Annotated in this window: 14 protein-coding genes and 7 pseudogenes; 13 read left to right on the top strand and 8 right to left on the bottom strand. The window is 56.5% G+C overall.

From position 1 onward, the window contains the following. The first annotated feature begins 25 nt into the window (after positions 1-25). The 8 genes and pseudogenes from FDY98_RS28260 to FDY98_RS28235 all read left to right on the top strand — a co-directional run bounded on the left by FDY98_RS28260 (position 26) and on the right by FDY98_RS28235 (position 5,242). Entirely contained in the window at positions 26-163 is a 138-nt protein-coding gene (locus FDY98_RS28260) for a hypothetical protein (RefSeq protein WP_340146580.1), read from the top strand. Continuing rightward, positions 160-1,699, top strand: a pseudogene (locus tag FDY98_RS29595) (cbb3-type cytochrome c oxidase subunit I). The gene FDY98_RS28260 and the pseudogene FDY98_RS29595 overlap by 4 nt, the downstream one beginning before the upstream one ends. Before the next feature lie 183 nt (positions 1,700-1,882). Continuing rightward, positions 1,883-2,566, top strand: coding sequence for a hypothetical protein (locus tag FDY98_RS29590; RefSeq protein WP_442907932.1), 684 nt, complete (start codon positions 1,883-1,885; stop codon positions 2,564-2,566). Between the two features lie 135 nt (positions 2,567-2,701). Next, positions 2,702-2,941 carry a hypothetical protein gene (locus tag FDY98_RS28255; protein WP_340146579.1) on the top strand — a complete coding sequence of 80 codons (240 nt, stop codon included), beginning with the start codon at positions 2,702-2,704 and terminating at the stop codon, positions 2,939-2,941. Between the two features lie 107 nt (positions 2,942-3,048). After that, on the top strand, positions 3,049-3,552 hold the full coding sequence (locus tag FDY98_RS28250) for a cation transporter (protein WP_340146578.1): 504 nt from the start codon (positions 3,049-3,051) through the stop codon (positions 3,550-3,552). Next, positions 3,540-3,701, top strand: a complete 162-nt coding sequence (locus FDY98_RS28245; protein WP_340146577.1) for a hypothetical protein — start codon at positions 3,540-3,542, stop codon at positions 3,699-3,701. Before FDY98_RS28250 ends, FDY98_RS28245 begins: the two co-directional genes overlap by 13 nt. 82 nt (positions 3,702-3,783) lie before the next feature. Beyond that, positions 3,784-4,806, top strand: a pseudogene (locus tag FDY98_RS28240) (HAD-IC family P-type ATPase). 121 nt (positions 4,807-4,927) lie between these two features. Beyond that, complete coding sequence (locus FDY98_RS28235) at positions 4,928-5,242, top strand: hypothetical protein (protein WP_340146576.1); 315 nt, start codon at positions 4,928-4,930, stop codon at positions 5,240-5,242. Here the strand turns inward: FDY98_RS28235 and FDY98_RS14835 are convergent. Both FDY98_RS14835 and FDY98_RS14830 read right to left on the bottom strand, forming a co-directional pair. After that, a pseudogene (locus FDY98_RS14835) lies at positions 5,239-5,537 on the bottom strand (winged helix-turn-helix domain-containing protein). The gene FDY98_RS28235 and the pseudogene FDY98_RS14835 sit on opposite strands and share 4 nt — an antisense overlap. 41 nt (positions 5,538-5,578) lie before the next feature. Then, positions 5,579-6,651 (bottom strand): annotated as a pseudogene (locus FDY98_RS14830) (PA0069 family radical SAM protein). 169 nt (positions 6,652-6,820) lie between these two features. On the opposite strand from FDY98_RS14830, the gene FDY98_RS14825 reads away from it, so the two are divergent. The 4 genes from FDY98_RS14825 (at position 6,821) to FDY98_RS14810 (ending at position 9,177) form a co-directional block, all read left to right on the top strand. Next, the gene (locus FDY98_RS14825) at positions 6,821-7,552 is read left to right on the top strand and encodes an SDR family oxidoreductase (protein WP_027958684.1); all 732 of its coding nucleotides are present in this window, start codon (positions 6,821-6,823) and stop codon (positions 7,550-7,552) included. A 60-nt stretch (positions 7,553-7,612) separates the two neighbouring features. Then, positions 7,613-8,158 carry a DinB family protein gene (locus tag FDY98_RS14820; protein WP_027958685.1) on the top strand — a complete coding sequence of 182 codons (546 nt, stop codon included), beginning with the start codon at positions 7,613-7,615 and terminating at the stop codon, positions 8,156-8,158. 231 nt (positions 8,159-8,389) lie between these two features. Beyond that, positions 8,390-8,710, top strand: coding sequence for a hypothetical protein (locus FDY98_RS28230; RefSeq protein ID WP_231500655.1), 321 nt, complete (start codon positions 8,390-8,392; stop codon positions 8,708-8,710). Continuing rightward, on the top strand, positions 8,707-9,177 hold the full coding sequence (locus FDY98_RS14810) for a GNAT family N-acetyltransferase (RefSeq protein ID WP_027958686.1): 471 nt from the start codon (positions 8,707-8,709) through the stop codon (positions 9,175-9,177). The genes FDY98_RS28230 and FDY98_RS14810 overlap by 4 nt, the downstream gene beginning before the upstream one ends. A 148-nt stretch (positions 9,178-9,325) precedes the next feature. Here FDY98_RS14810 and pgi read toward each other — a convergent pair whose 3' ends face one another. From pgi to ptsP, 4 genes and pseudogenes are all read right to left on the bottom strand, one after another. Further along, positions 9,326-10,993 carry a glucose-6-phosphate isomerase gene (gene pgi / locus FDY98_RS14805; protein WP_027958687.1) on the bottom strand — a complete coding sequence of 556 codons (1,668 nt, stop codon included), beginning with the start codon at positions 10,991-10,993 and terminating at the stop codon, positions 9,326-9,328. Positions 10,994-11,171: 178 nt separating this feature from the next. After that, a pseudogene (locus FDY98_RS14800) lies at positions 11,172-12,910 on the bottom strand (PTS fructose-like transporter subunit IIB). Then, a complete protein-coding gene (gene pfkB / locus FDY98_RS14795; RefSeq protein WP_027958688.1) occupies positions 12,907-13,878 on the bottom strand; it encodes a 1-phosphofructokinase in 972 nt (323 codons plus the stop codon). The pseudogene FDY98_RS14800 and the gene pfkB overlap by 4 nt, the downstream one beginning before the upstream one ends. Beyond that, positions 13,878-16,748 carry a phosphoenolpyruvate--protein phosphotransferase gene (gene ptsP, locus FDY98_RS14790; RefSeq protein ID WP_027958689.1) on the bottom strand — a complete coding sequence of 957 codons (2,871 nt, stop codon included), beginning with the start codon at positions 16,746-16,748 and terminating at the stop codon, positions 13,878-13,880. Before ptsP ends, pfkB begins: the two co-directional genes overlap by 1 nt. A 310-nt stretch (positions 16,749-17,058) precedes the next feature. Between ptsP and cra the strand changes: the two are divergent. Next, positions 17,059-18,035, top strand: a pseudogene (gene cra, locus FDY98_RS14785) (catabolite repressor/activator). Here cra and FDY98_RS14780 read toward each other — a convergent pair. Together FDY98_RS14780 and pyk are read right to left on the bottom strand one after the other, a co-directional pair. Continuing rightward, positions 18,032-18,508, bottom strand: a complete 477-nt coding sequence (locus tag FDY98_RS14780; protein WP_022523012.1) for a methylglyoxal synthase — start codon at positions 18,506-18,508, stop codon at positions 18,032-18,034. The pseudogene cra and the gene FDY98_RS14780 overlap by 4 nt on opposite strands. A 102-nt stretch (positions 18,509-18,610) precedes the next feature. Beyond that, positions 18,611-20,111 (bottom strand): annotated as a pseudogene (gene pyk / locus FDY98_RS14775) (pyruvate kinase). Positions 20,112-20,188: the final 77 nt, after the last annotated feature.

Genomic DNA, 20,188 nt, shown 5'->3' with positions numbered 1-20,188 from the left:
TAGCCTAGGGGCAGGGATAATAGCCATGAAGGAGGGCGCAGTTACCCACTGGCTTAAGCACCACCAACGCTTAAAACCGGGCAACAAAATGCCGCCCCACGATGATATTGAGACGGCCACCTTGGCGTCCCTGGGGGCTTGGCTGGAGACGCTAACCCCATGACCACCATTAACCGTGAAGCGACCCCAGAAGGCGATAACATCGCAGGCCCCAACCAGTTGCACAGTGACTTGCACGATATCTGGGGCAATCCGCGTGGCTTAAAAGCCCTCACCATTGTGAATCACACCACTCTCGGCCTGCGCTTTATGGTGACCGGGATGGCGTTCTTCTTGCTCGGCGGGCTGTTAGCCATGCTGGTGCGAACCCAGCTGGCGCTCCCTGATCAAGACTTTATGTCGCCGGATATCTATAGCCAAGTCACCACCATGCATGGCACGGGATGATGTTTCTGTTCGCCATCCCCATGCTGGAAGGGTTGGCGATTTATATGATTCCCAAGATGATCGGCGCCCGAGATCTGGTCTGCCCACGGCTAACATCCCTGGGTTACTGGTGCTATCTGTTTGGCGGTATCATCCTATCGTTTAGTTTGATTCTGGAGATGGCGCCTAATAGCGGCTGGTTTATGTATACCCCGCTTAGTGGCAGCGAGTATTCACCGGGTTTGGGCTCAGATTTCTGGCTGTTAGGGATCACCTTCGTTGAGATCTCCGCGCTCTCTGCCGGGGTCGAATTGGTGGTCTCGATACTGCGTACACGCACTCAGGGCATGGCGCTGCACAAAATGCCGCTGTTTGCCTGGTATATCCTTGCCATGGCGCTGATGATCGTGGTCGGTTTCCCGCCGCTGATTCTGGGCAGTATTCTACTGGAGCTTGAGCGCGCAGTGGGGATGCCCTTTTTTGAAGTGACCGGTGGCGGTGATCCGATTCTATGGCAGCACCTATTTTGGCTGTTCGGCCATCCCGAGGTTTACATCATTTTCCTGCCTGCGGCGGGCATTGTCTCCACGCTGATACCAGTGTTTGCTGGCCGTCCGATCGTTGGTTACGGCTGGGTGGTCTTCGCGATTACCGTGACAGGCTTTATCAGTTTCGGACTATGGGTTCACCACATGTTTACCGTGGGGATTCCGCAACTGGCTCAAGCATTCTTCTCCGCGGCCAGTATGCTGGTGGCGGTACCTACCGCGATTCAGGTGTTTGTCTGGCTGGCTACGCTATGGCTGGGTAAGCCCAAAATGAAGCTTCCAATGCTATGGATCATGGGCTTCCTGATTATCTTCGTGTGTGGAGGTTTGACTGGAGTAATGCTGGCGCTGGTGCCCTTTAACTGGCAGGTGCACGATACCCACTTTGTGGTGGCGCATATGCACTATGTGTTGGTGGGGGGCATGTTCTTCCCGCTGATTGCCGGACTCTACTACTGGCTGCCGCTGTTTTCAGGGCGAATGCCTTCTGAAACCCTGGCAAATGGGGCTTTTGGCTCACCTTTTTGGGCTTTAATGGCACTTTCTTGATCATGCACTGGACTGGCCTTTTGGGGATGCCGCGGCGGGTCTACTCTTATGAAACGGGCATGGGCTGGGATATTTTCAACCTGCTGTCATCCATGAGTAGCTTTATTATGTCGGCGGGGATTGCCATGGTGCTGCTGGATTTTGCGCTGCACTTCCGTTTTGGGCAAACCCGCTAAGCATAATCCCTGGAACGCGGATACCCTGGAGTGGGCCAACAGTATGCCACCCAGCGCCTATAACTTTGTCAGCCTGCCAAAGATCGATACGCGCCACCCACTATGGGATGACCCGGATCTACCGCGCACCATGGCAGAAGGGCAACATAGCTTGGCGGTGGCTACCCATGGCCGGCGGGAGATGTGGGGCACCGACCCATTAACGGGCAAAGTGCGGAAATCATTCACCTGCCGGGTAACTCCTGGTGGCCGCTGTTCGCCGCAATGGCATTGGCCGTGGTGTGTTTAAGCCTGCTGACGCGGCTATATCCGCTGGCGGGTATAGCCGTTGTCGTGGCCGGACTATTTCTACTGCGCTGGTCTTGGGAGAATGGTGCGCATCCAAAAGCGGCGCCAGATGCAGAGGTAGCCCCCGGTGATCCACCGCTGCACTCGCGCACCATGGATGGTCCAGGCTTATGGGCCATGTCGATCACGCTGCTGGCCAATGGTTCGTTCTTTCTCTCTTACCTGTTTGGCTGGTTCTATCTATGGACGGTGTCCCCTGAGTGGCGGATGCCTGAGACCTCACCGCTCTCCTTGGTGGGGCTGATCCTTGCCGGGGTGGCGCTAACTGCTGGCGTGGGAATTCTCGAAAAACTGGTGCACGGTTTGCGCCAGGGTAAGGATGCGGGGCTGGCTGTGGGCATGTATTGCATCAGTGCCCTAGGCTTTGTTCAGGTTGCGATAACGCTTTGGGTGCTGTTGAGTGCAGACTTGGCGGTGACCGAAACCTCCCATGATGCGATCATTATGGTCGGGCTGGCCTATGCGCTGCTACACGGCGGTTTAGGCGCGGTGCTGACCCTGCTTCAGGCCTGCGGGTAGGTTATGGCTATGTGGGTGCCCATGCGCCTTTCGAGCCTGCCGTGGTTGCCCAGTGGTGGCGCTATAACCTGGTGACGTTCTGGATACTCGTGGGCGCGCTTGCCGTGTTGCCGCGTGTGATAGGGAGCTAAGTTAATGTCCATCACGATGCAGCGGTTACATCTTACCCATCCCTTACATTTCGTCATTGGCTTAACGCTATGGTGTATCTGGTTCGTAGCCGTTTACGGCGGGCACGCAATAGTCTGCTCAGTTGCGCCGCCTGCTCCCGAGCAGGGCGTATTCACCCTGGTAAACGCTATGTTGCTGGTGGTTAGTATCGCGGCGATTGCGTTACTGGCGGGTGCTAACAGTGGGTTGTTGCCGCATGGCTAGGCGCCATGAAGGGCGGCTGCGCTTTAATGCCACTGTTTCCGCCGGGCTGTATCTTTTCTCTACCTTAAGCGTTGTGTTTGCTGCAATGCCGATTATTGGTATCCGCCTTGCCTGTAAGCGATGCGCTTAACAAAGAGGAAGAGCAGCTCTATACCCTCCACGGTATGTGGTGCACCAGCTGTGCCCTGGCCGTGGAGGGCTCGCTTAAGAGGCTCGAAGGCGTGCATGAGGTTAGCGTCCACTACCCAAGTGCAGCCCTCTGCATCAGCGGTACACCCGCCGCTGTCCAGCTCCCAACGCTCGCCCCAAAGGTTAAACGTTTGGGCTATCGGCTTACGGAACTTGAGCCGGTGGCAGATGCCCATGGACGTTTAGAAGAGGAGAGCCGCTACCTGACGCTGAGGTTAATGGTCGGTTCGCTGTTCGGCATGTGGACGATGCTCGCTTCACTATTGATATATGCGGGTGCATTGCCTTCGGAGCGGATTGAACTGGTGGTGGCGTGGGTATCGGGGCATTCTCCTTACCTGTCGTGCTGTTCGCAGGCGTGCCGTTTTACCGGGCCGGGTGGCGAACGCTGCTCGCCAAGCGCCCCGGCATGGATGTTTTAGTTAGCCTGGGTGTTATCGGCGCGGTGGTGGTCTCGGCTTGGCTACTAGGGCGCGGCTCTAACGAGGTCTATTTCGACACGGCGGTGATGCTTATTGTGCTTTTACTGGTTGGTCGGTGGTGGAAACGCTGTGCCGTCACCGTGGGCTAAAAGCGCTCGATGCCCTGGCGCTTCCTAATGATGACATAACGGTTTGGCAGAACGAGCGCTGGGATCGGTTCCTGTAGATGAAGTGACAAAGGGAACGCGTGTCGAGCTAGCGCCCGGTGAGTTGATAGCCCTTGATGGGATCCTGGAAGCCCCAGGTTGGATCGATACTGCCTCGCTTACTGGCGAAAGCCAGCCTCGCTACTTTAATGCAGGACAGAAGGTCTACGCGGGCTGCCGCTACCTGGGGACAACGCCGCTGGTAATGCAGGTGAGTGCTGGGTAGGCAAGCGGCGAGGATCGGCTGTGTGACGAAATGCGCCGCTATCAGGCCAAAAAAGGCGAATTGCAGAAACTCGCTGACCGTTTTGCCGCATGGCTAAGCCCACTAGCGCTAGTGCTAGCGATGCTAACGCTGCCCACTGCGCTGCTACTTGGGTTGGGCTGGGAGGATGCCTTTGTGCGCGCACTGTCGGTGTTAGTGGTTGCTTGCCCCTGTGCCGTGGGGCTTGCAGTGCCGCTGGCAAGTCTTGCCGGTAGTGGCCAGGCCATGCAGCAGGGTGTTGCGCTACGCGACCCGGCAGCGCTCGAAACCTTGGCTCACATTCGCTCGGTAGCGCTGGATAAAACCGGCACCTTAACCACTGGCAGCCACTCGGTGCTGCACTGGCAGGCCCGGGAGGGCATTGATAAGCACACTTTGCAGCGCAAGCTCAGAGCCGCTGTTGCTGGCAGCGAACACCCCTTGGCACAAGCGTTAGCGTGCTGGTCGGGCAGCCAACATGATCAACATCACGAGCAATGCGTGGACGTAAACGAAGCGCCTGGGGAAGGGCGCCATGTGCGCTTGAGCAACGGTGAATGGCTGATGGTAGGCAGCGCCGGTTGGCTTTCTCGCCATCAGATAGCGCTGCCAGACCACGAGGAGGACACAGCGCTGGCCTTTGCTACTCAAGTGATGGTAGCTGATGGTGCAGGCTGGCTAGCCACGCTCTATCTTACTGATCAGCCAGTGGAAGATGCTGAAAAAAGCGTGAAACACCTGCTAGATGCAGGGTATGTGGTGGCAATGATCAGCGGCGATCGGCAGGGGCGGTTAGTTGGTTAGGTGAACGGGTGGGGCTTGGAAGAGAAGCTTGCTATGCCCAGCGCTCGCCTGAAGCCAAAGCGCGGCTTTTGCAGGGGGTGCCATCGCCAACGCTCTACGGGGTGATGGCTTAAACGATACCTTGAGCCTAGCCGCGGCAGATGTTGGCATCGCTCCATTAAATGCCAGCGAAGCCGCCCGCGAAGGGGCTTCCGCACAGCTAATGACGCCGGGGATGGGTGGGGTAGTCAAACTGCTCAGTATTGCTAAACGTACGCGACGCATCATGATTCAGAATCTGTTCTTTTCAGCGCTCTACAATACCTTGGCACTCGGGCTGGTGGTGCTGATGGCGATCCCCCCGCTAGTAGCGGTACTCGCCATGGCGGCAAGTTCGCTGACGGTTACCCTCAACGCTGCACGGCTGGCCTGGGCAGAGTCTAATGATAATGGCTAAATAGCATAGCCAAGCGCCTGTTTAAGCCGCTCGGCGTGTGTGGCCACCCAACGTGGATCTATCGCCCCCAATCACGTATCTGGTAGCGGCCGATGTTGTGACGCTCGCCCTCATCTTTCGTAAATACGCACTCGATATCCAGCTCGGCAAGAGATGCAATCGTATCCTGTGCGGTGCGCCGGGGCATACCGGTGGCCTCGATCAACGTCGGCACACTGGCGACACCTTGTTCGATCAAATGGGCGACGTATAAGCGGCGGTAAAAACTCGATTTGGTTTTGCTTAGAGCAGGCATTCGGCTTCCTTTGCAGCTGATTTATGCGCGTGCTGCTTAGCTTAAATGAATAAATCCTGCTGCGCTCGTGGTGGGCGAAAATCCCGGTGTTCAAGCCCTGCTCGGTGCGATCCTGCATGTTCCACTGACGGCTGGCGCGGGCAAAGCGTTGTGCAATTAAATCGGCAAATACCCCTTCACCGCGAAAGCGCTTACCAAACTTGGCATCGTACGCTTTACCGCCACGGCACTGACGCATTAGGCTCATCACTTTTGCGGCGCGCTCAGGGTAGTGCGCTTCTAACCACGCTTCAAACAGCGGTGCCACTTCATAGGGTAAACGTAGCAGCATCCAGGCGGCGGTTCTCGCCCCTGCACGGCTGGCGGCTTCCAAGAGCTTTTCGATTTCATGATCGGTTAGCCCCGGAATAACCGGTGAAATCAGCGCACCAACTGGAACACCTGCGGTATTCAGTTCACGAATGGCCCGCAAGCGCGCCTGAGGCGATGCCGCCCGTGGTTCTAATGTGCGTTTCAAGTTGGCATCCAGGCTGGTCAAACTGACAAACACGCGCACCAGCCGGTGTTCGGCCATCTCCGCCAGGAGTTCCAAATCGCGCAGCACTAAGGTGCTTTTAGTCACCAGCGTTACCGGATGGCGACACTCCAGTAGCAGCTCCAGCAGGCGGCGAGTGGTTTTGTAGGTAGCTTCTAACGGTTGATAACAGTCGGTGTTGCCGGAAAGGTTGATCGGGCGGCACACGTAATTAGGGTGGCACAGTTCTTCGGATAACCGCTCTACCAATCCGCTGCGGGCAATCAACTTGGTTTCAAAATCCAGCCCTGGGGATAAGTCCCAGTAGGCGTGAGAAGGACGGGCATAGCAGTAAACGCAGCCGTGCTCACAGCCGCGATACGGGTTCAGCGAGCGATCAAAAGGTAAATCTGGCGAGCGATTCCACGACAAAGCACTTTTGCTCACCTCCTCACGCACTTCGGTGGCGATAGTCGTAGAGGCCTCTTCACGCCACCAGCCGTCATCTTCCTCCTCGCTGCGGGTAGGCGCAAAACGATTGTGCGGATCGTACGTTGCCCCGCGACCCTTATAGGAGCTTGGTGTTCCAAGAGATGTCATGGTTCACCTCTTTTGATATGGTTTTATATACAGTAGTTGTAAGGTGGCAAGAAATCAATAGCCAGCCAATTAATTAACTTGCAGTAGCGAAAAGGGCGCTACCCAATGAACTATCGTGGGTTTAATGTGCAAGGTGGGTTTGTGACTAAAGAGCCAGCGAGGAAACGTTATGTCGAAAGTGGTCATCGTGACAGGGGGAAGCCGAGGTATCGGAGCGGCCACCGCAAAATTGCTGGGCGCAAAAGGCTATGCAGTGTGCGTGAACTATCTTGCTAATAGGGAGCTGGCAGATGATGTGGCTGATTGCATTATTCGAGCGGGTGGTCGAGCGTTTGCCTATCAAGCGGATGTTAGCAGTGAAGCTGACGTTATCCACCTGTTTGATGCAGCAGAAGAGCGCTTTGGCAAGGTGACGCATTTGGTTAACAATGCAGGCATTCTTTTTACTCAATCCAAGCTGGTCGATATCGACCTTGAGCGCTTCAACCAAGTGCTTAATAGCAATGTGGTCAGCTGTTTTCTGTGCTCCAGAGAAGCCGTCAGGCGCTTCCCAGCAGGTAGTGCAATCGTCAATGTCTCATCGCTTGCCTCGCAAACAGGCTCGCCCTTTGAATATGTTGACTACGCTGCATCGAAAGGTGCCATGGATACCCTAACCAAGGGGTTGTCTCGCGAAGTTGCTGGCTCGGGGATTCGTGTTAACGCCGTTCGCCCCGGTTTTATCTACACTGATATGCATGCCGATGGTGGAGAACCAGGGCGGGTTGATCGTTTAGCTCCCCAGATTCCTATGCAGCGTGGCGGTAGCGCTGAAGAAGTGGCTAATACCATCGCTTGGTTGCTCTCGGACGAAGCCTCTTATGTAACGGGGTCATTCATTGATGTAGCAGGCGGGCGGTGATGCTGTTCTTCCCCCATATTTCAAACGTTCTAAATAGATGCTGCTTTTGGGTCTTAACTCATGACACTTCAACAACACTTCGAACAGTTAGCCACTTATAACCAGTGGATGAACACTAACCTCTATGATGCCGCCGGTAAGCTGAGCGCCTCTGAACTAGCTGAAGAGCGTGGCGCGTTCTTCGGCTCGATTTTTGGCACACTGAACCACATCGCGGTAGCCGACACGATTTGGCTCAAACGGTTTGCAACACACGCCTCTTCTTCCGCAAAGACGCTTGAAGTAATGGTGGCACTACCTACGCCAGAGCGTCTTGATCAGATTCTCTTTGATGACTTGAAGGGATTGAAAGCGCATCGCCAATGGCTCGATACCGTGATTATTAACTGGGTAGCGGCGCTGACAGACGACGATTTGAATACCACGTTGAGTTATCACAACATAAAAGGAGTGGCCTCAAAACGGCGCTACTCAAGCCTGATCGTTCACTTCTTCAATCACCAAACCCACCACCGCGGGCAGGCATCTACTTTATTCTCCCAAGCCGGTGTAGATATTGGTGTCACCGATCTGCTGGCGTTGATTCCGGATGAAGTGGAAGGATGAGTATTATTTTGTCTGGTGAAAACCCAGGTAAGTTAGGTGACGTATGCTAAAGATCATTGATGTCGATTTGATTGGGCCATATAAACTAGAGCTAATTTTTAGCGATGGTTTCCAGGGGATTGCTGATTTGTCAGCATATTTTAGCAAAACTCCTCACTGACCGCGGATGGGGCTCTCAACTGGAGCGGTAATGAACTTTCTGCGAGCACCCTACGTGCAGTGACAAAAGGTGTGCAAAAAACAGCAGCTCTTAGCTTCAACGTGCAGGAAATGGAGGACGTCATTAAGCAAGCTTCTTGGGACTCTATACAGGAAGGGCGCCCCGACATTTTGCAGGCTGCCATTCGCTCTTATGTGGGGCAGTTTGGGCATAGCCAAGTCATTGCCAAAGCAGGTATCAAAAGCCGTACCAGCGCCTATCGTTCCCTAAAGCCACAAACGACACCCAATTTCGCCACCTCGGTTCAGTTAGGGCATGCGGTTATTGAGCTAGCGAAAGAAAATGCAAATGAGCGTTCTGAAGCCCCCTGTAAGGCTGTAATAATTAGATGATCAAGCTAGAAAAACTTAATGCATCGGATATCGCCATGGTGCGCAGTATCACAGTGCACGATGACCAAGTGAAGTTTGTGGGAACTGCTAAAGACTTTCTCGCTGATAAAAATGAATCTACGCATCTGCATGTGATTAAACACAATGATCAGGTGATAGGGTGCTTCAAAATCGATATAGCCTACGCTGATGACTATGATTTTTGCACGGAAGGCAGCATAGGCTTACGCGCGTTTCTCATTGATGCCAAGCAGCAGGGCAGAGGACTCGGAACATCGGCGGTAAAAGCGCTGTTTCCCTATCTAAAAGAAAACTATGCGAACTACCCCCGCATCTATCTAACCGTAAACTGTAAGAACCCAGCGGCATACACCTGTTACCAAAAGGCGGGCTTTCATGAGACAGGTGAGCACTACCTGGGAGGGGCTGCGGGGCCTCAGCATATTATGTACTGGGACATCCAATGATCAGTACGTCTACCACAAGCGGTAAAAAGTTCGTTCTGACTCTCTAGTTTATTGTAGTTATGTAGCTTGCCCTAAATATGCAAAAACAAACGCCTTGGCTCTCTAAAACCAAGGCATTGCTTTTCTATCGATTTACTAACCTACCCGTTCAACGCTTCTTCCGTGATGGCTTCTTCTCGGCACTGTCCGGTGCGTTTTCCTTTTCGCCGCTGCCGCCATTGGGGAAGTGAGCGCGAACCAGTTCCAGCAGACCTTGAGTGGAGGTGTCGAAGTCAGCTGCGTTGGTGTCGATGCGCTCGCTGATTTCACCGGCGATGCGCTTGCCAAGCTGCACGCCCCACTGGTCAAAGGAGTTGATGTTCCAGATCACCCCTTGCACAAACACCTTGTGCTCGTAGAGCGCGATTAGCGCGCCCAGGTTTTTTGGCGTTAGCTCATCCAGCAGTAGGGTGCTGGAAGGGCGGTTGCCGGGGCAACTGTAGGGGTCGTGTTGACTGAGCTCTTTGCTGTCCCCTTGGCTGCCTTCCATAAAGGCGTTGGCCTGGGCGAGCATATTGGTCAGTAGGGCGAAGTGGTGGTCTTCCACGCCGGGCTCGGGCTTGAGCGAGGCAATAAAATCAATCGGCACGTAGCGGGTGCCCTGGTGCAGTAGCTGAAAGAAGGCGTGCTGGCCGTTGGAACCGGTTTGGCCCCATACAATCGGGCCGGTTTTATAGTTCACCGGGTGGCCGAAAATATCCACCGACTTACCGTTTGACTCCATATCCAGCTGCTGCAGAAACGAAGGCAGTTGGTTCAGCGCCTGGTCGTAAGGCACGATGGCTTGGGTCTCAGCGCCAATAAAGTTGATGTACCAAATACCAATCAGCGCCATTAGCACGGGCATGTTTTGCGAGAAGGGCGCGTTGATGAAATGGTTATCCATCTCATGAGCACCTTCCAGCAGTTCGATAAAGCCTTCGAAACCGATCGACAGCGCAATCGGCAGCCCGATGGACGACCACATGGAGTAACGGCCGCCCACCCAAGCCCAGAATTCGAACACGTTCTCTTCGCGAATGCCGAACTCCATGGCCGCTTTGCGGTTGGTGGAGGCGGCAATAAAGTGCGCGCCTACGTCGGCGTCTTCGCCAGCGTTCTCCAGGAACCAGCGCCGCGCGGTTTTGGCGTTTAGCAGTGTCTCCTGGGTAGAGAAGGTCTTGGTAGAGACGATAAACAGCGTAGTCGCCGGATCAAGGCGCGAGAGCACTTTTTGAATATGGGTACCGTCCACATTGGAGACGAAGTGGAAGTGGAGCTCCGGGTGGCGGTATTTGAGCAGCGCGCGAACCGCCATATTGGGCCCAAGATCCGAGCCACCAATGCCGATATTGACCACATCTTTAATGCGTTTGCCGTTGTAGCCTTTCCATTCACCGCTGCGCACCGCTTCCGAGAACAGCTTGATCTGCTCGCGGGTGCGGGTTATCTCCGGCATAACGTCTTCGCCGTCCACATAGACCGGCTCATCGCCTAAGTGACGCAGAGCCGTATGCAGTACCGGGCGGTTTTCCGTAACGTTGATAATATCCCCGGAGAACATCTGTGCCCGGCGCTGTACCAGTGCGGAGTGGTCGGCTAGCTCAATCAGCTTGGTAAGCACTTCATCGGAGACATGGTGCTTGGAGTAGTCGAGAAACAGACCGCCCACCCGTAAACTCATTTTCTCAAAGCGCTGCGGGTCATTGGTGAAGTAGTCACGAATGCGGTCGTTTGCGGTTTTGTCGCGCAAGCGTTCAAGTGCCTGCCAGGTAACACTGCGAGTGAGCTGAAACATAGGATGATCCGTTTGTTATAGGTGAATTGGTGATCAAAAGTAGGTTATGTAAAAATACTACATAAAAAATGACAAAGAGTAGAGGGTATAAGTGGCGTAAAGAGGTATTAAATGCGTAAAGCGACGTATTTAAAAGGGCAGGCATGTTCGCCTGCCCTCATTTTTTGGGTAACAGCGGTTAGGTGGCGAGTGCTACCTGGGCCGCATCACGTTTGATAAACGCATAGCTTAAACCCGTCACCAACGAGCCAGCCACAATAGCGCCAAGGTAGAGCAGTACCGGGGTAATGGCGTTGGGAATCAGCAGTACGAAGATACCACCGTGAGGAGCCATGAGTTGCGCGCCTACCAGCATCGAGAGTGCGCCTGTGAGTGCGCCGCCCACCATGCAAGCGGGGATAACGCGTAGGGGATCTTTCGCCGCAAAGGGAATCGCGCCTTCGCTGATAAAACAGAGACCCAGTACAAAAGAGGCTTTGCCCGCTTCCCGCTCCGGTGCCGAGAACTTGTTGCGCGCTACAAAGCTGGCAATCCCCATACCAATGGCAGGTACCATCCCAGCCGCCATGATCGCCGCCATGGGGCCGTAAGTTTCAGAGGCTAGCAGGCCTACGCCAAAGGTGTAAGCCGCTTTGTTGACCGGGCCACCCAGATCGAAACACATCATCGCGCCGAGCAGAATACCCAGCAGCACCGCATTAGTGGAGCCCATGGACTCCAGGAAACTGGTCAGAGCATTAAGCAGCGCCGCGACCGGTTCGCCAATCACATAGATCATGGTCAGGCCGGTGACCAAACTGGCGACTAGCGGAATGATCAGAATCGGCTTCAGGGATTCAACGCTAGAGGGCAGTTTGACGTAGCGAGTAACCGCCAGCGCCACGTAGCCCGCCAGGAAACCCGCCAAAATACCGCCGATAAAGCCTGAGCCGATATTGGCCGCCAGCATGCCACCAATCATACCCGGTGCGATGCCGGGGCGGTCGGCGATGGAGTAGGCAATATAACCTGCCAGCACTGGAATCATCAGTGCAAAGGCGGTGCCGCCACCGATCTGCATCAGCGCGGCGGCCAGGGTGCCTTCCTGCTCAAAGGCCTCAATACCGAACACAAAGGAGAGCGCAATTAGCAGGCCGCCCGCTACGACCATCGGCAACATAAAGGAAACGCCGGTGAGCAGGTGCTTATAAACGCCTTTCTCTTTGACGCTCTTATTTGCTGTGCCCGCATTGCTGCTGCCGTTCTCTATGGCGGCCTCGCTGAGCGCAGCTTCAAGCGTGGGGCGTGGTTTTTTAGCGCGTTGCCAGTAGAAGTGCGGTAGATGCGCTTACCAGCGAACCGCGACGGATCAACGTCGATATCGCAGGCCAATACGACTATGTCGGCGTCGGCGATCTCTTCTTCGGTCAATTTATCTTGTGCGCCCACCGAGCCTTGGGTTTCCACGCGAATGGCGTGGCCCATGGCTTTGCCCGCCTCTGCGAGTGCTTCGGCGGCCATAAAGGTATGCGCCACGCCGGTGGGGCAGGCAGTGACAGCAACGATTTTCTTGCCACCCGCGCTGTTTGCAGCGGTAGATGTGCTAGTAGTAGAGGCGGCAGGTGCGCTATAAATCGGCGCTTCACGCTTAGCCTGGGCTAGAAAAGCGCTGGGGTCGGGGAGTGCGCTGGCAATCGGCGCTTGGAATAGCCGCTTGCCTTCAAAGCGCTCTGGGGCAGGCACGTGATCGGCGGCGACCACGATCAAATCGGCATTGGCGATCTGCTCGGCAGTAGCGGCCTGGAGAGGCGCGACTTCGCCGTGCATTTCCACATGCGCCGACCAGCCTTGGCGCTGGGCGGCTTGTTCCAGGCGCTTAGCCGCGAGGAAGGTGGTCGCCATGCCGCTGGGGCAGGCGGTAATCAGAATAATATTCATAGCGTGGCTCCCTCGGTGATGGTGTCATCAAGACGCCGTATCCGGGTGTGTTGTTGGAGTGAATCGAAATCGGCAGCGTGGGGGGTGCCCACGCCAACGTGGCGAACGGCCTCGGCCGAGAGCGCGGTGGCAAAGCGCAGCGTCTGTTCAGCGTCTTGCTGGTTAAGCAAGCCGTGGAGCATACCCGCAACAAAGGTATCGCCAGCGCAAACGGTATTCGTCGCGGTAACCTTAGGAGGTGTGGCGTGCCAGGCACCTTGAGCGTTAACCCACAAGACCCCTTCGGCACCCGCTGAAATCAGCGCATTGGCGATGCCGCTTTTATGCAGCCGCTTGGCCGCATTCAAGCGCATATCGGAGGAGGTCATATCTTCGCCCGCCCACTCTGCCAGTTCATTTTCATTAGGCTTAACACCGGCGGGGTGAGTCGCTATGGCCGCATTGAGTGCCGGGCCACTGGTATCTACCCAGAGCGGTACGCCGCTGGCGTTTAAGTGGTTTAACAGCGCGCTGAAATCGTCCAGTGACAGCCCCGGGGGGAGGCTGCCTGCCACAACGACCGCCTGGGGTGGCGTCGCGCTGGAAAGCTCGGTATTTAGCGTGTCGATCAGCACTTGCAGATGCGTGGCGTCAATGGGCATGCCGGGGCCGTTAATATCGGTAACGCGACCGCTCTGTTCAGCAATTTTGGCATTGATACGAGTTTCCCCCGGCACACGCACAAAAGCGTCGGTCAGGGAGTACTGGGTAAATGCCAATTGAAAGGGAGCGTCGTTATCGGCACCTAAAAAGCCGCTGACGGTGACGTCGTGGCCAAGGCCTGCCAATACGCGGGCAACGTTAACGCCTTTGCCTGCCGCTTCTAGCTGCGCGCTGGTGGGACGGTTGACGCTGCCCAGCACCAAGGCGTCAAGATTAAATGCCAAATCCAGCGCCGGATTCAGGGTAATGCATAGCACGCGGGCCATTAGCGCGCCTCCAGTGCATCGCGCACTTCATCGCTAGTCGCCTGATTCAGCGCTAACTGAGCGCTGGCTTGGGCATCAGCGAAGTCAAACTCGCGCAGGCGGGCTTTGACCAGCGGGATCTGCCGCGCGCTGACGGAGAGCTCGTCCACGCCAAGGCCTACCAGTACCGGAATGGCCACGGCGTCTGAAGCCAATTCGCCGCACACACCGACCCATTTGCCTTGGGTATGGGCAGCCGCCACGGTCATCTGAATCAAACGCAGCACAGCAGGGTGTAAGCCATCGGCTTGAGCAGAGAGCTCTGGGTGGCCGCGGTCGATAGCCAGGGTGTACTGGGTTAAGTCATTAGTGCCTACTGAGAAAAAATCCACCTCGGCGGCGAGGCTGGGTGCCAGCAGCGCGCTAGAGGGTATTTCAATCATCACCCCCAACTGCACATCGGTGGCGCGCTGGGAAGTAGGGACCTCTTTGAGTAGGCGATCGTAGATGGCTTTTACAGCGCGGAACTCAGCGATATCTTTGACCATCGGCAGCATAATCCGCAGGGGACTATCCTTACCTGCCATCAATAACGCACGCAATTGGGTCTCGAGCACTTCGGGTTGTGTCAGCGCTAAGCGAATACCGCGTAGGCCCAGGAAGGGGTTGTCTTCTTGGGGTACCGGCCAGTAGGGGAGTGGCTTGTCGCCGCCGACATCTAATGTGCGCGCTACCAGCGGGCGGCCATCCAGGGCGTCAATTGCCTGACGGTACTCGCTAATCTGAGTGGCTAAGTCTGGTGCGCTGGCGTGGGCCATGAACAGGAATTCAGTACGCAGCAGGCCAACGGCCTCAGCGCCACGCTCTACTGCATCAGCGGCGTGGGCAGTGTTGCCCAGGTTGGCGGCAACTTCGACACGGTGCCCATCGCGAGTTTGGGCGACCTCGAAGCGGCTTTCCCAGGCATCGGCTTCGCGCTGCTGGAGGTCTAGTAACTGCTGCTCGGCACGCTGTAGGCGCTCTTCGGAAGGTTGCGACGTCACTCGGCCACGCTCGCCATCCAGAATCATCATGCTGGCGTTGTTAAGCGCCATCACCGCTTGACCCGCGCCCACCACGGCGGGAATGCCCAGTGCACGGGCCAGAATAGCGCTGTGTGCCGTGGCGCCACCGCGCACGGTAAGCAGGCCGCGGACACGGGAAGTATCCAGCCGGGCCACATCGGAAGGGCCGATATCGTCCATCACCAGAATATAAGGGTGATCCGGCGGTTCGGGGAGCGTCACATCGCAGAGTACGCCCAACACCCGGCGACCTACGTCGCGCAGGTCGGCAGCGCGTTCGGCCAGCAGGCGGTCAGCGAGCATCTCCTGGGCGTGGGCCGCGGTTTCAATCGCTTCCCACCAGCCCGCTTCCGCCGAGCGCCCTTCACGAATGGCATCCGTCGCCGCGTGATGGAGCTCCGGGTCGTCGAGCATCTCTTCGTGCATTGAAAGAATATCGGCGACTTCGCCACCGGGGGCGTTATGCACCAATGTCTGCAGCTGGGCGGCACCCTCTTTCAGCGCGCTATTTAAACGGCTGATTTCGTGTTCAGCGTCGCTGGCGTGTTCGGCGTACTCGAACTGCATCGGGCGAATGACAAATACTGGCGCAATGGCCAAGCCCGGCGAGGCGGCCACGCCGGCGTGGGGCGTATCGGCAGCGAGAGGCTCAACGGCCGGTGTAGCGGTGCTCGCTTCCTGCGTGCTATCAAAGCCGCCGTCAAAGGGCGTTACTTTTTCTCCCAGGCCCGATTCAACAGCCTCGGCGACGGCCTCTAGCGCCGCGTTTGCCTGCTCACCCTCGGCTGACAGCACCAGCCACTGGCCGCGGCGTGCGCCCAGGCCAATCACTTTGGTTAGACTGGCGGCGGAAACCGGGGTGGCGCTGCCTTCTTCCAAGCGTGCCTGAATCGGCATGGCCTGAGCGCGCGCTATCTGTACCAACTGTTTGGCGGGGCGAGCGTGCAGCCCATGGGGGTTGAGCACCCGTACCCGACGGGTTTGGGTATTTGCGGTTTCGCCCGCCAGGGTGGCTAACAGCTGATCGCTGGTTTTGCCCACCAGGCTTTGGCTTTCGCTGTTTTCCAACACCGCCATCAGTTGCTCTAGCAGGGGGCGGTGGGCATCGCCATGGGCGGCCAGGCAGAACAACGCATGCACCGGATGACCAGCACTTTCCAGGGTTTGTTCAGCAGGTGTGGCCACCCCAAGCGCGGGCTGGTTAACGCCCTGGGCGCTGCTAGCCAGCCACAGCCCTTTACCTAACCAGGTCGGCTGTGCCGCGGCGACGGCGGAAATAAAACTGTTATCGACACAGCCGCTTTGGCGTAAGCGGGCGGCTGCAGCCAGAGCGAGTTCTTGTGGGTCGCGTGCCGGAAAGTTGACGCATAGGGTGTCGGCATCCAGGCGCGGTTCTAATGCTGGTTTCGAAAGCAGCCGCGCTACATCTGCCGCGGAGGTGGCGTTTGCCAGTTGCTCGGAAACGCCTTCGCGATCCAGTACATGGGTGAGCTGGCGCAGAATATCCAGGTGCTCATCATTCTGGGCGGCAATCGTTACCAGTACGTGCACCTGCTGGCCGTCGTGCCACTCGATCCCTTGTGGAAACTGCAACACGCGCACGCCCGTCTGCTTCACATACTGACGGCTTTCCGGTGTACCGTGGGGTATTGCGATGGCGTTGCCTAGAAACGTTGATGATTGTGCCTCGCGGGCGTGTAGGCCGTCGCGGTACTCGGCCTCAACCAATCCGGCCTCAACCAGCGCCTCAGCGGCACTGTCCAAAGCGGTTTGCCAGCTGTCGGCGTGGCGGCCTAGCAAGATGTCATCGGGGCCGAGTGTCAACATAGTATTCTCCTGTAAACGCGCACTGTCGGCATTTTAATGGGGTAGCGTCGACACAGCGTCGTGTACATAAAGTGATCGTCGTTAAATGATCATGGTAATGGCGTTGATGCCAATGAGATGAACCGTGTCGTTTCAGTCGGTTTATCCTTGCCATTAAATCTGGGTATGGTGCTATTAAATCTGCACATAGTGCTATGCTGAATCATGCTGAATCGATTCACTGAATGACACAAGGTTTGAGCTTTTAGACTTTGGTCTGGTAGGCGCTAACTTGCTGATAAACTGCCCGGTCACACCAGGGGGAAACCGCATGACACTTGCCGATATTGCCCGGCTAGCCGGCGTCTCGCGCACCACTGCTAGCTACGTCATTAATGGTCAGGCCGAGCAGCGCCGCATTAGCTCAGCGACAATTGAAAAAGTGATGGCGGTGGTGCGGCAACACCGCTATCACATTGACCCTCAGGCGGCTGCGCTGCGCCGGGGCGCAAGCCGCTTGCTGGGGCTTATCGTGCCGGATTTGGAGAACATTAGTTATGCTCGCCTAGCCAAACGCCTGGAGCGGGGTGCACGGGAGCAGGGTTATCAGCTGTTGATCGTAAGCTCAGATGACTGTGCAGAGAGTGAACGGACACTCGCGTTGGCGCTGCGTGCGCAACGCTGTGAGGTGTTGATAACCGCCAGTTGCTTGCCTAGCGACGATACTTTTTATGCCGACCTGGTAGACGAGGGATGGTGCGTGGTGGGATGGACCGTGGCCTCAACCCGACGCGCTTTGCCAGTGTCGTGAGTAACGATCAGGAGGCGGCTAAGACGTTGACCCGTTCGGTGATCGGAGCGGCGACCAAGCGTATTGCCTGGTTGGAAGCGATGCCGGAGCTGTCGGTTAGCTGTGAGCGGCGGGTGGGTTTTCAGGCGGCCCTTGAAGGCAGCATGATTGAACCGCTTTATCTTACCGGGTCGCACTATGAACGTAGCGAAGGGGCGCGTTTAGCGATTCAATTGCTGGATGAACAGGGCGGTGCCGACGCACTGGTGACAGCGTCCTATACGCTGATGGAAGGGGTGTTTGATGTATTCTTGGAGCGTGGCGGTCTGCCGGAAAATATTCGTCTGGCCACCTTTGGTGATCACCGGCTGCTGGATTTCCTTCCTCAGCCAGTGAACTCGGCGCTACAGGATTATGACCGTATTGCCGAGTTAACATTGCGCTGTGCCCTAGCTGCTATGAACGGCCACTATGAGAGCGGGCTGCAGGTGGTGGCGCGTCATCTGCACCGGCGTTAAACCGTGCGCGCCTGGGCCCAAGCTGCTGCATCTGGTATCGACATATCGTAACTCTCGCTCAAGTAGGGCGAGGAGAGCACGAAGTCGGCGCTCGCCGCATTGCAGGCAACGGGGACATTCCACAGCGCCGCTAAACGCAGCAACGCTTTGACATCCGGGTCGTGGGGCTGGGGCGAGAAGGGATCCCAGAAGAAGATCAGCACATCCAGCCGCTGCTCCGCAATCCGAGCGCCAATCTGCTGGTCACCGCCCAGGGGGCCGCTCATTAGACCCTCGACTTCTAACCCTAACGCGGTTTTAAGCCGCTTAGACGTTGTTCCCGTGCCAATCAATTCGTGCTGGCTCAGCGTATCCTTCCAGCGAGTTGCCCACTCAAGCATTTCGCTCTTCTTGCCATCGTGGGCAATTAGCGCAATACGCTTGCGCGCTTGCAGCGTACGGATGGCTTGGCGGGGCGGTTGCGCGTCACTCATTTCGTCACTTCCCTCATGGTTCTATTGCCTTTCGGTCTTATGGCCGAATGGTTTTTTTTTAAAGGTCGTAAAAGCTAAAAGCTCGCTACAAAGGTTAGACCGTTACTCGCTATCAAAGGCAAGGATTTTCATCGTATTGGTGCCCCCATGGGCATTCATATGGTCGCCGCGAGTGAGAATGACATGCTCGCCAGGGTGGATAAATCCCTGTGCCTGCAAGCATTTCAATGCTTCTTGGTTAAGGTTGGCCGGATCCATATCGGTGGTGTTGAAAGGAATGGAAACCACGCCACGATAGAGCGCCATACGCCGCTGGGCGATAGGGCTGTGAGCCAACCCTACGATAGGCAGGCCGGAACGAATGCGCGATGCAATCAGCGGTGTATAACCGGTGGAGGTCATGCAAGCGATGGCGCTGACGCCGGATAAGTGATTCGCTGCATACATCGCCGATAGCGCGATGGTTTCATCGATGCGCTCAAAGCCCTCATGAATACGGTGGCCTGACTCCTGAGCGAGACGCTCACGCTCGGCACCAGACACACACGGTTCATCGCTTCGATGGTTTCCACCGGGTAGTCACCTGCGGCGGTTTCCGCAGAGAGCATCACTGCATCGGTGGCGTCGAGCACCGCATTAGCCACGTCGAAGACCTCGGCGCGGGTGGGTAGCGGCGACTCGATCATCGATTCCATCATTTGGGTGGCGGTAATGACGGCACGGTTGAGTGTGCGTGCGTGCTTGATAATGCGCTTCTGAGTACCGATCAGCGCGGCGTCGCCAATCTCAACGCCCAGGTCGCCCCTGGCCACCATGACCGCCTCAGAGGCTTCAATGATGCCATCCAGCGTAGCATCGTCGGCAACCGCTTCGGCGCGTTCAAGCTTAGCCACCAGGCCGATCTCTTTCCCGGCTTCGCCAAGCAGCTCGCGGGCTTCTTGCATATCTGCGGCGCTGCGCGGGAAGGAGACGGCTAAGTAGTCAACGCCAATCTCAATAGCGGTTTTTAGATCGGCCTTATCTTTCTCAGTAAGGGCGGGCGCTGAGAGTCCTCCTCCCTGCTTGTTAATGCCCTTATTGTTGGAGAGCTTGCCACCTACGTGAACGCGGGTATGCACTTCTTGTCCAATTACACGGGTGACATCGAGTACCAAACGGCCATCGTCGAGCAGTAGGCGGTCGCCCTCAACGACATCATCGGCCAGTGTTTGATAGTCGCAGCCGACGCGTTCTGCAGTGCCGCTATTGGCGTCCAGCGCCATGTCCAAGACAAATGCCTGGCCGACATTGAGGTTGACGGCGCCTTCGACAAAACGCGCAATACGAATTTTCGGCCCTTGCAGGTCGCCCAGCGCAGCAACGCTGCGGCCAAGGCGCTCGGCGATCTCGCGGACTTCGTTTAAGCGACGGCGGTGGTCATCTGCCGAGCCGTGGGAGAAGTTAAGCCGCACCACATCCACACCGGCTTTTAGCATCGCTTCCAGCACGCCGGGGCGATCACTGGCGGGCCGAGTGTGGCAACAATTTTGGTGCGCCTTAAAGGCGTATGGGAATGAGGGTTGGTAGACGCCGGTGCTGCTGTATTCGAGGTTGCATTCGTCATGGGCGCTCTCCTTGAGTAAGGGGATTGTGGGCAATTTAGTATTGGACTACGATAGCGTTTATATAGTAATTTTACTA

Origin of the sequence: Halomonas sp. PA16-9, assembly GCF_009728585.1 — a bacterium.
GTDB classification, from domain to species: domain Bacteria; phylum Pseudomonadota; class Gammaproteobacteria; order Pseudomonadales; family Halomonadaceae; genus Vreelandella; species Vreelandella titanicae.
The sequence above is the reverse complement of the archived record's forward strand: the minus strand, read 5'-3'. Positions and strand labels throughout refer to the sequence as shown.

Excerpts from the sequence above, each read along its gene's own strand:
- FDY98_RS28260 (WP_340146580.1), top strand. The coding sequence starts at position 26 with ATGAAGGAGGGCGCAGTTACCCACTGGCTTAAGCACCACCAACGCTTA.
- FDY98_RS28255 (WP_340146579.1), top strand. The coding sequence starts at position 2,702 with ATGTCCATCACGATGCAGCGGTTACATCTTACCCATCCCTTACATTTC.
- FDY98_RS28245 (WP_340146577.1), top strand. The coding sequence starts at position 3,540 with ATGGATGTTTTAGTTAGCCTGGGTGTTATCGGCGCGGTGGTGGTCTCG.
- FDY98_RS14825 (WP_027958684.1), top strand. The coding sequence starts at position 6,821 with ATGTCGAAAGTGGTCATCGTGACAGGGGGAAGCCGAGGTATCGGAGCG.
- FDY98_RS14820 (WP_027958685.1), top strand. The coding sequence starts at position 7,613 with ATGACACTTCAACAACACTTCGAACAGTTAGCCACTTATAACCAGTGG.
- FDY98_RS14810 (WP_027958686.1), top strand. The coding sequence starts at position 8,707 with ATGATCAAGCTAGAAAAACTTAATGCATCGGATATCGCCATGGTGCGC.
- pgi (WP_027958687.1), bottom strand. The coding sequence starts at position 10,993 with ATGTTTCAGCTCACTCGCAGTGTTACCTGGCAGGCACTTGAACGCTTG.
- pfkB (WP_027958688.1), bottom strand. The coding sequence starts at position 13,878 with ATGGCCCGCGTGCTATGCATTACCCTGAATCCGGCGCTGGATTTGGCA.
- ptsP (WP_027958689.1), bottom strand. The coding sequence starts at position 16,748 with ATGTTGACACTCGGCCCCGATGACATCTTGCTAGGCCGCCACGCCGAC.
- FDY98_RS14780 (WP_022523012.1), bottom strand. The coding sequence starts at position 18,508 with ATGAGTGACGCGCAACCGCCCCGCCAAGCCATCCGTACGCTGCAAGCG.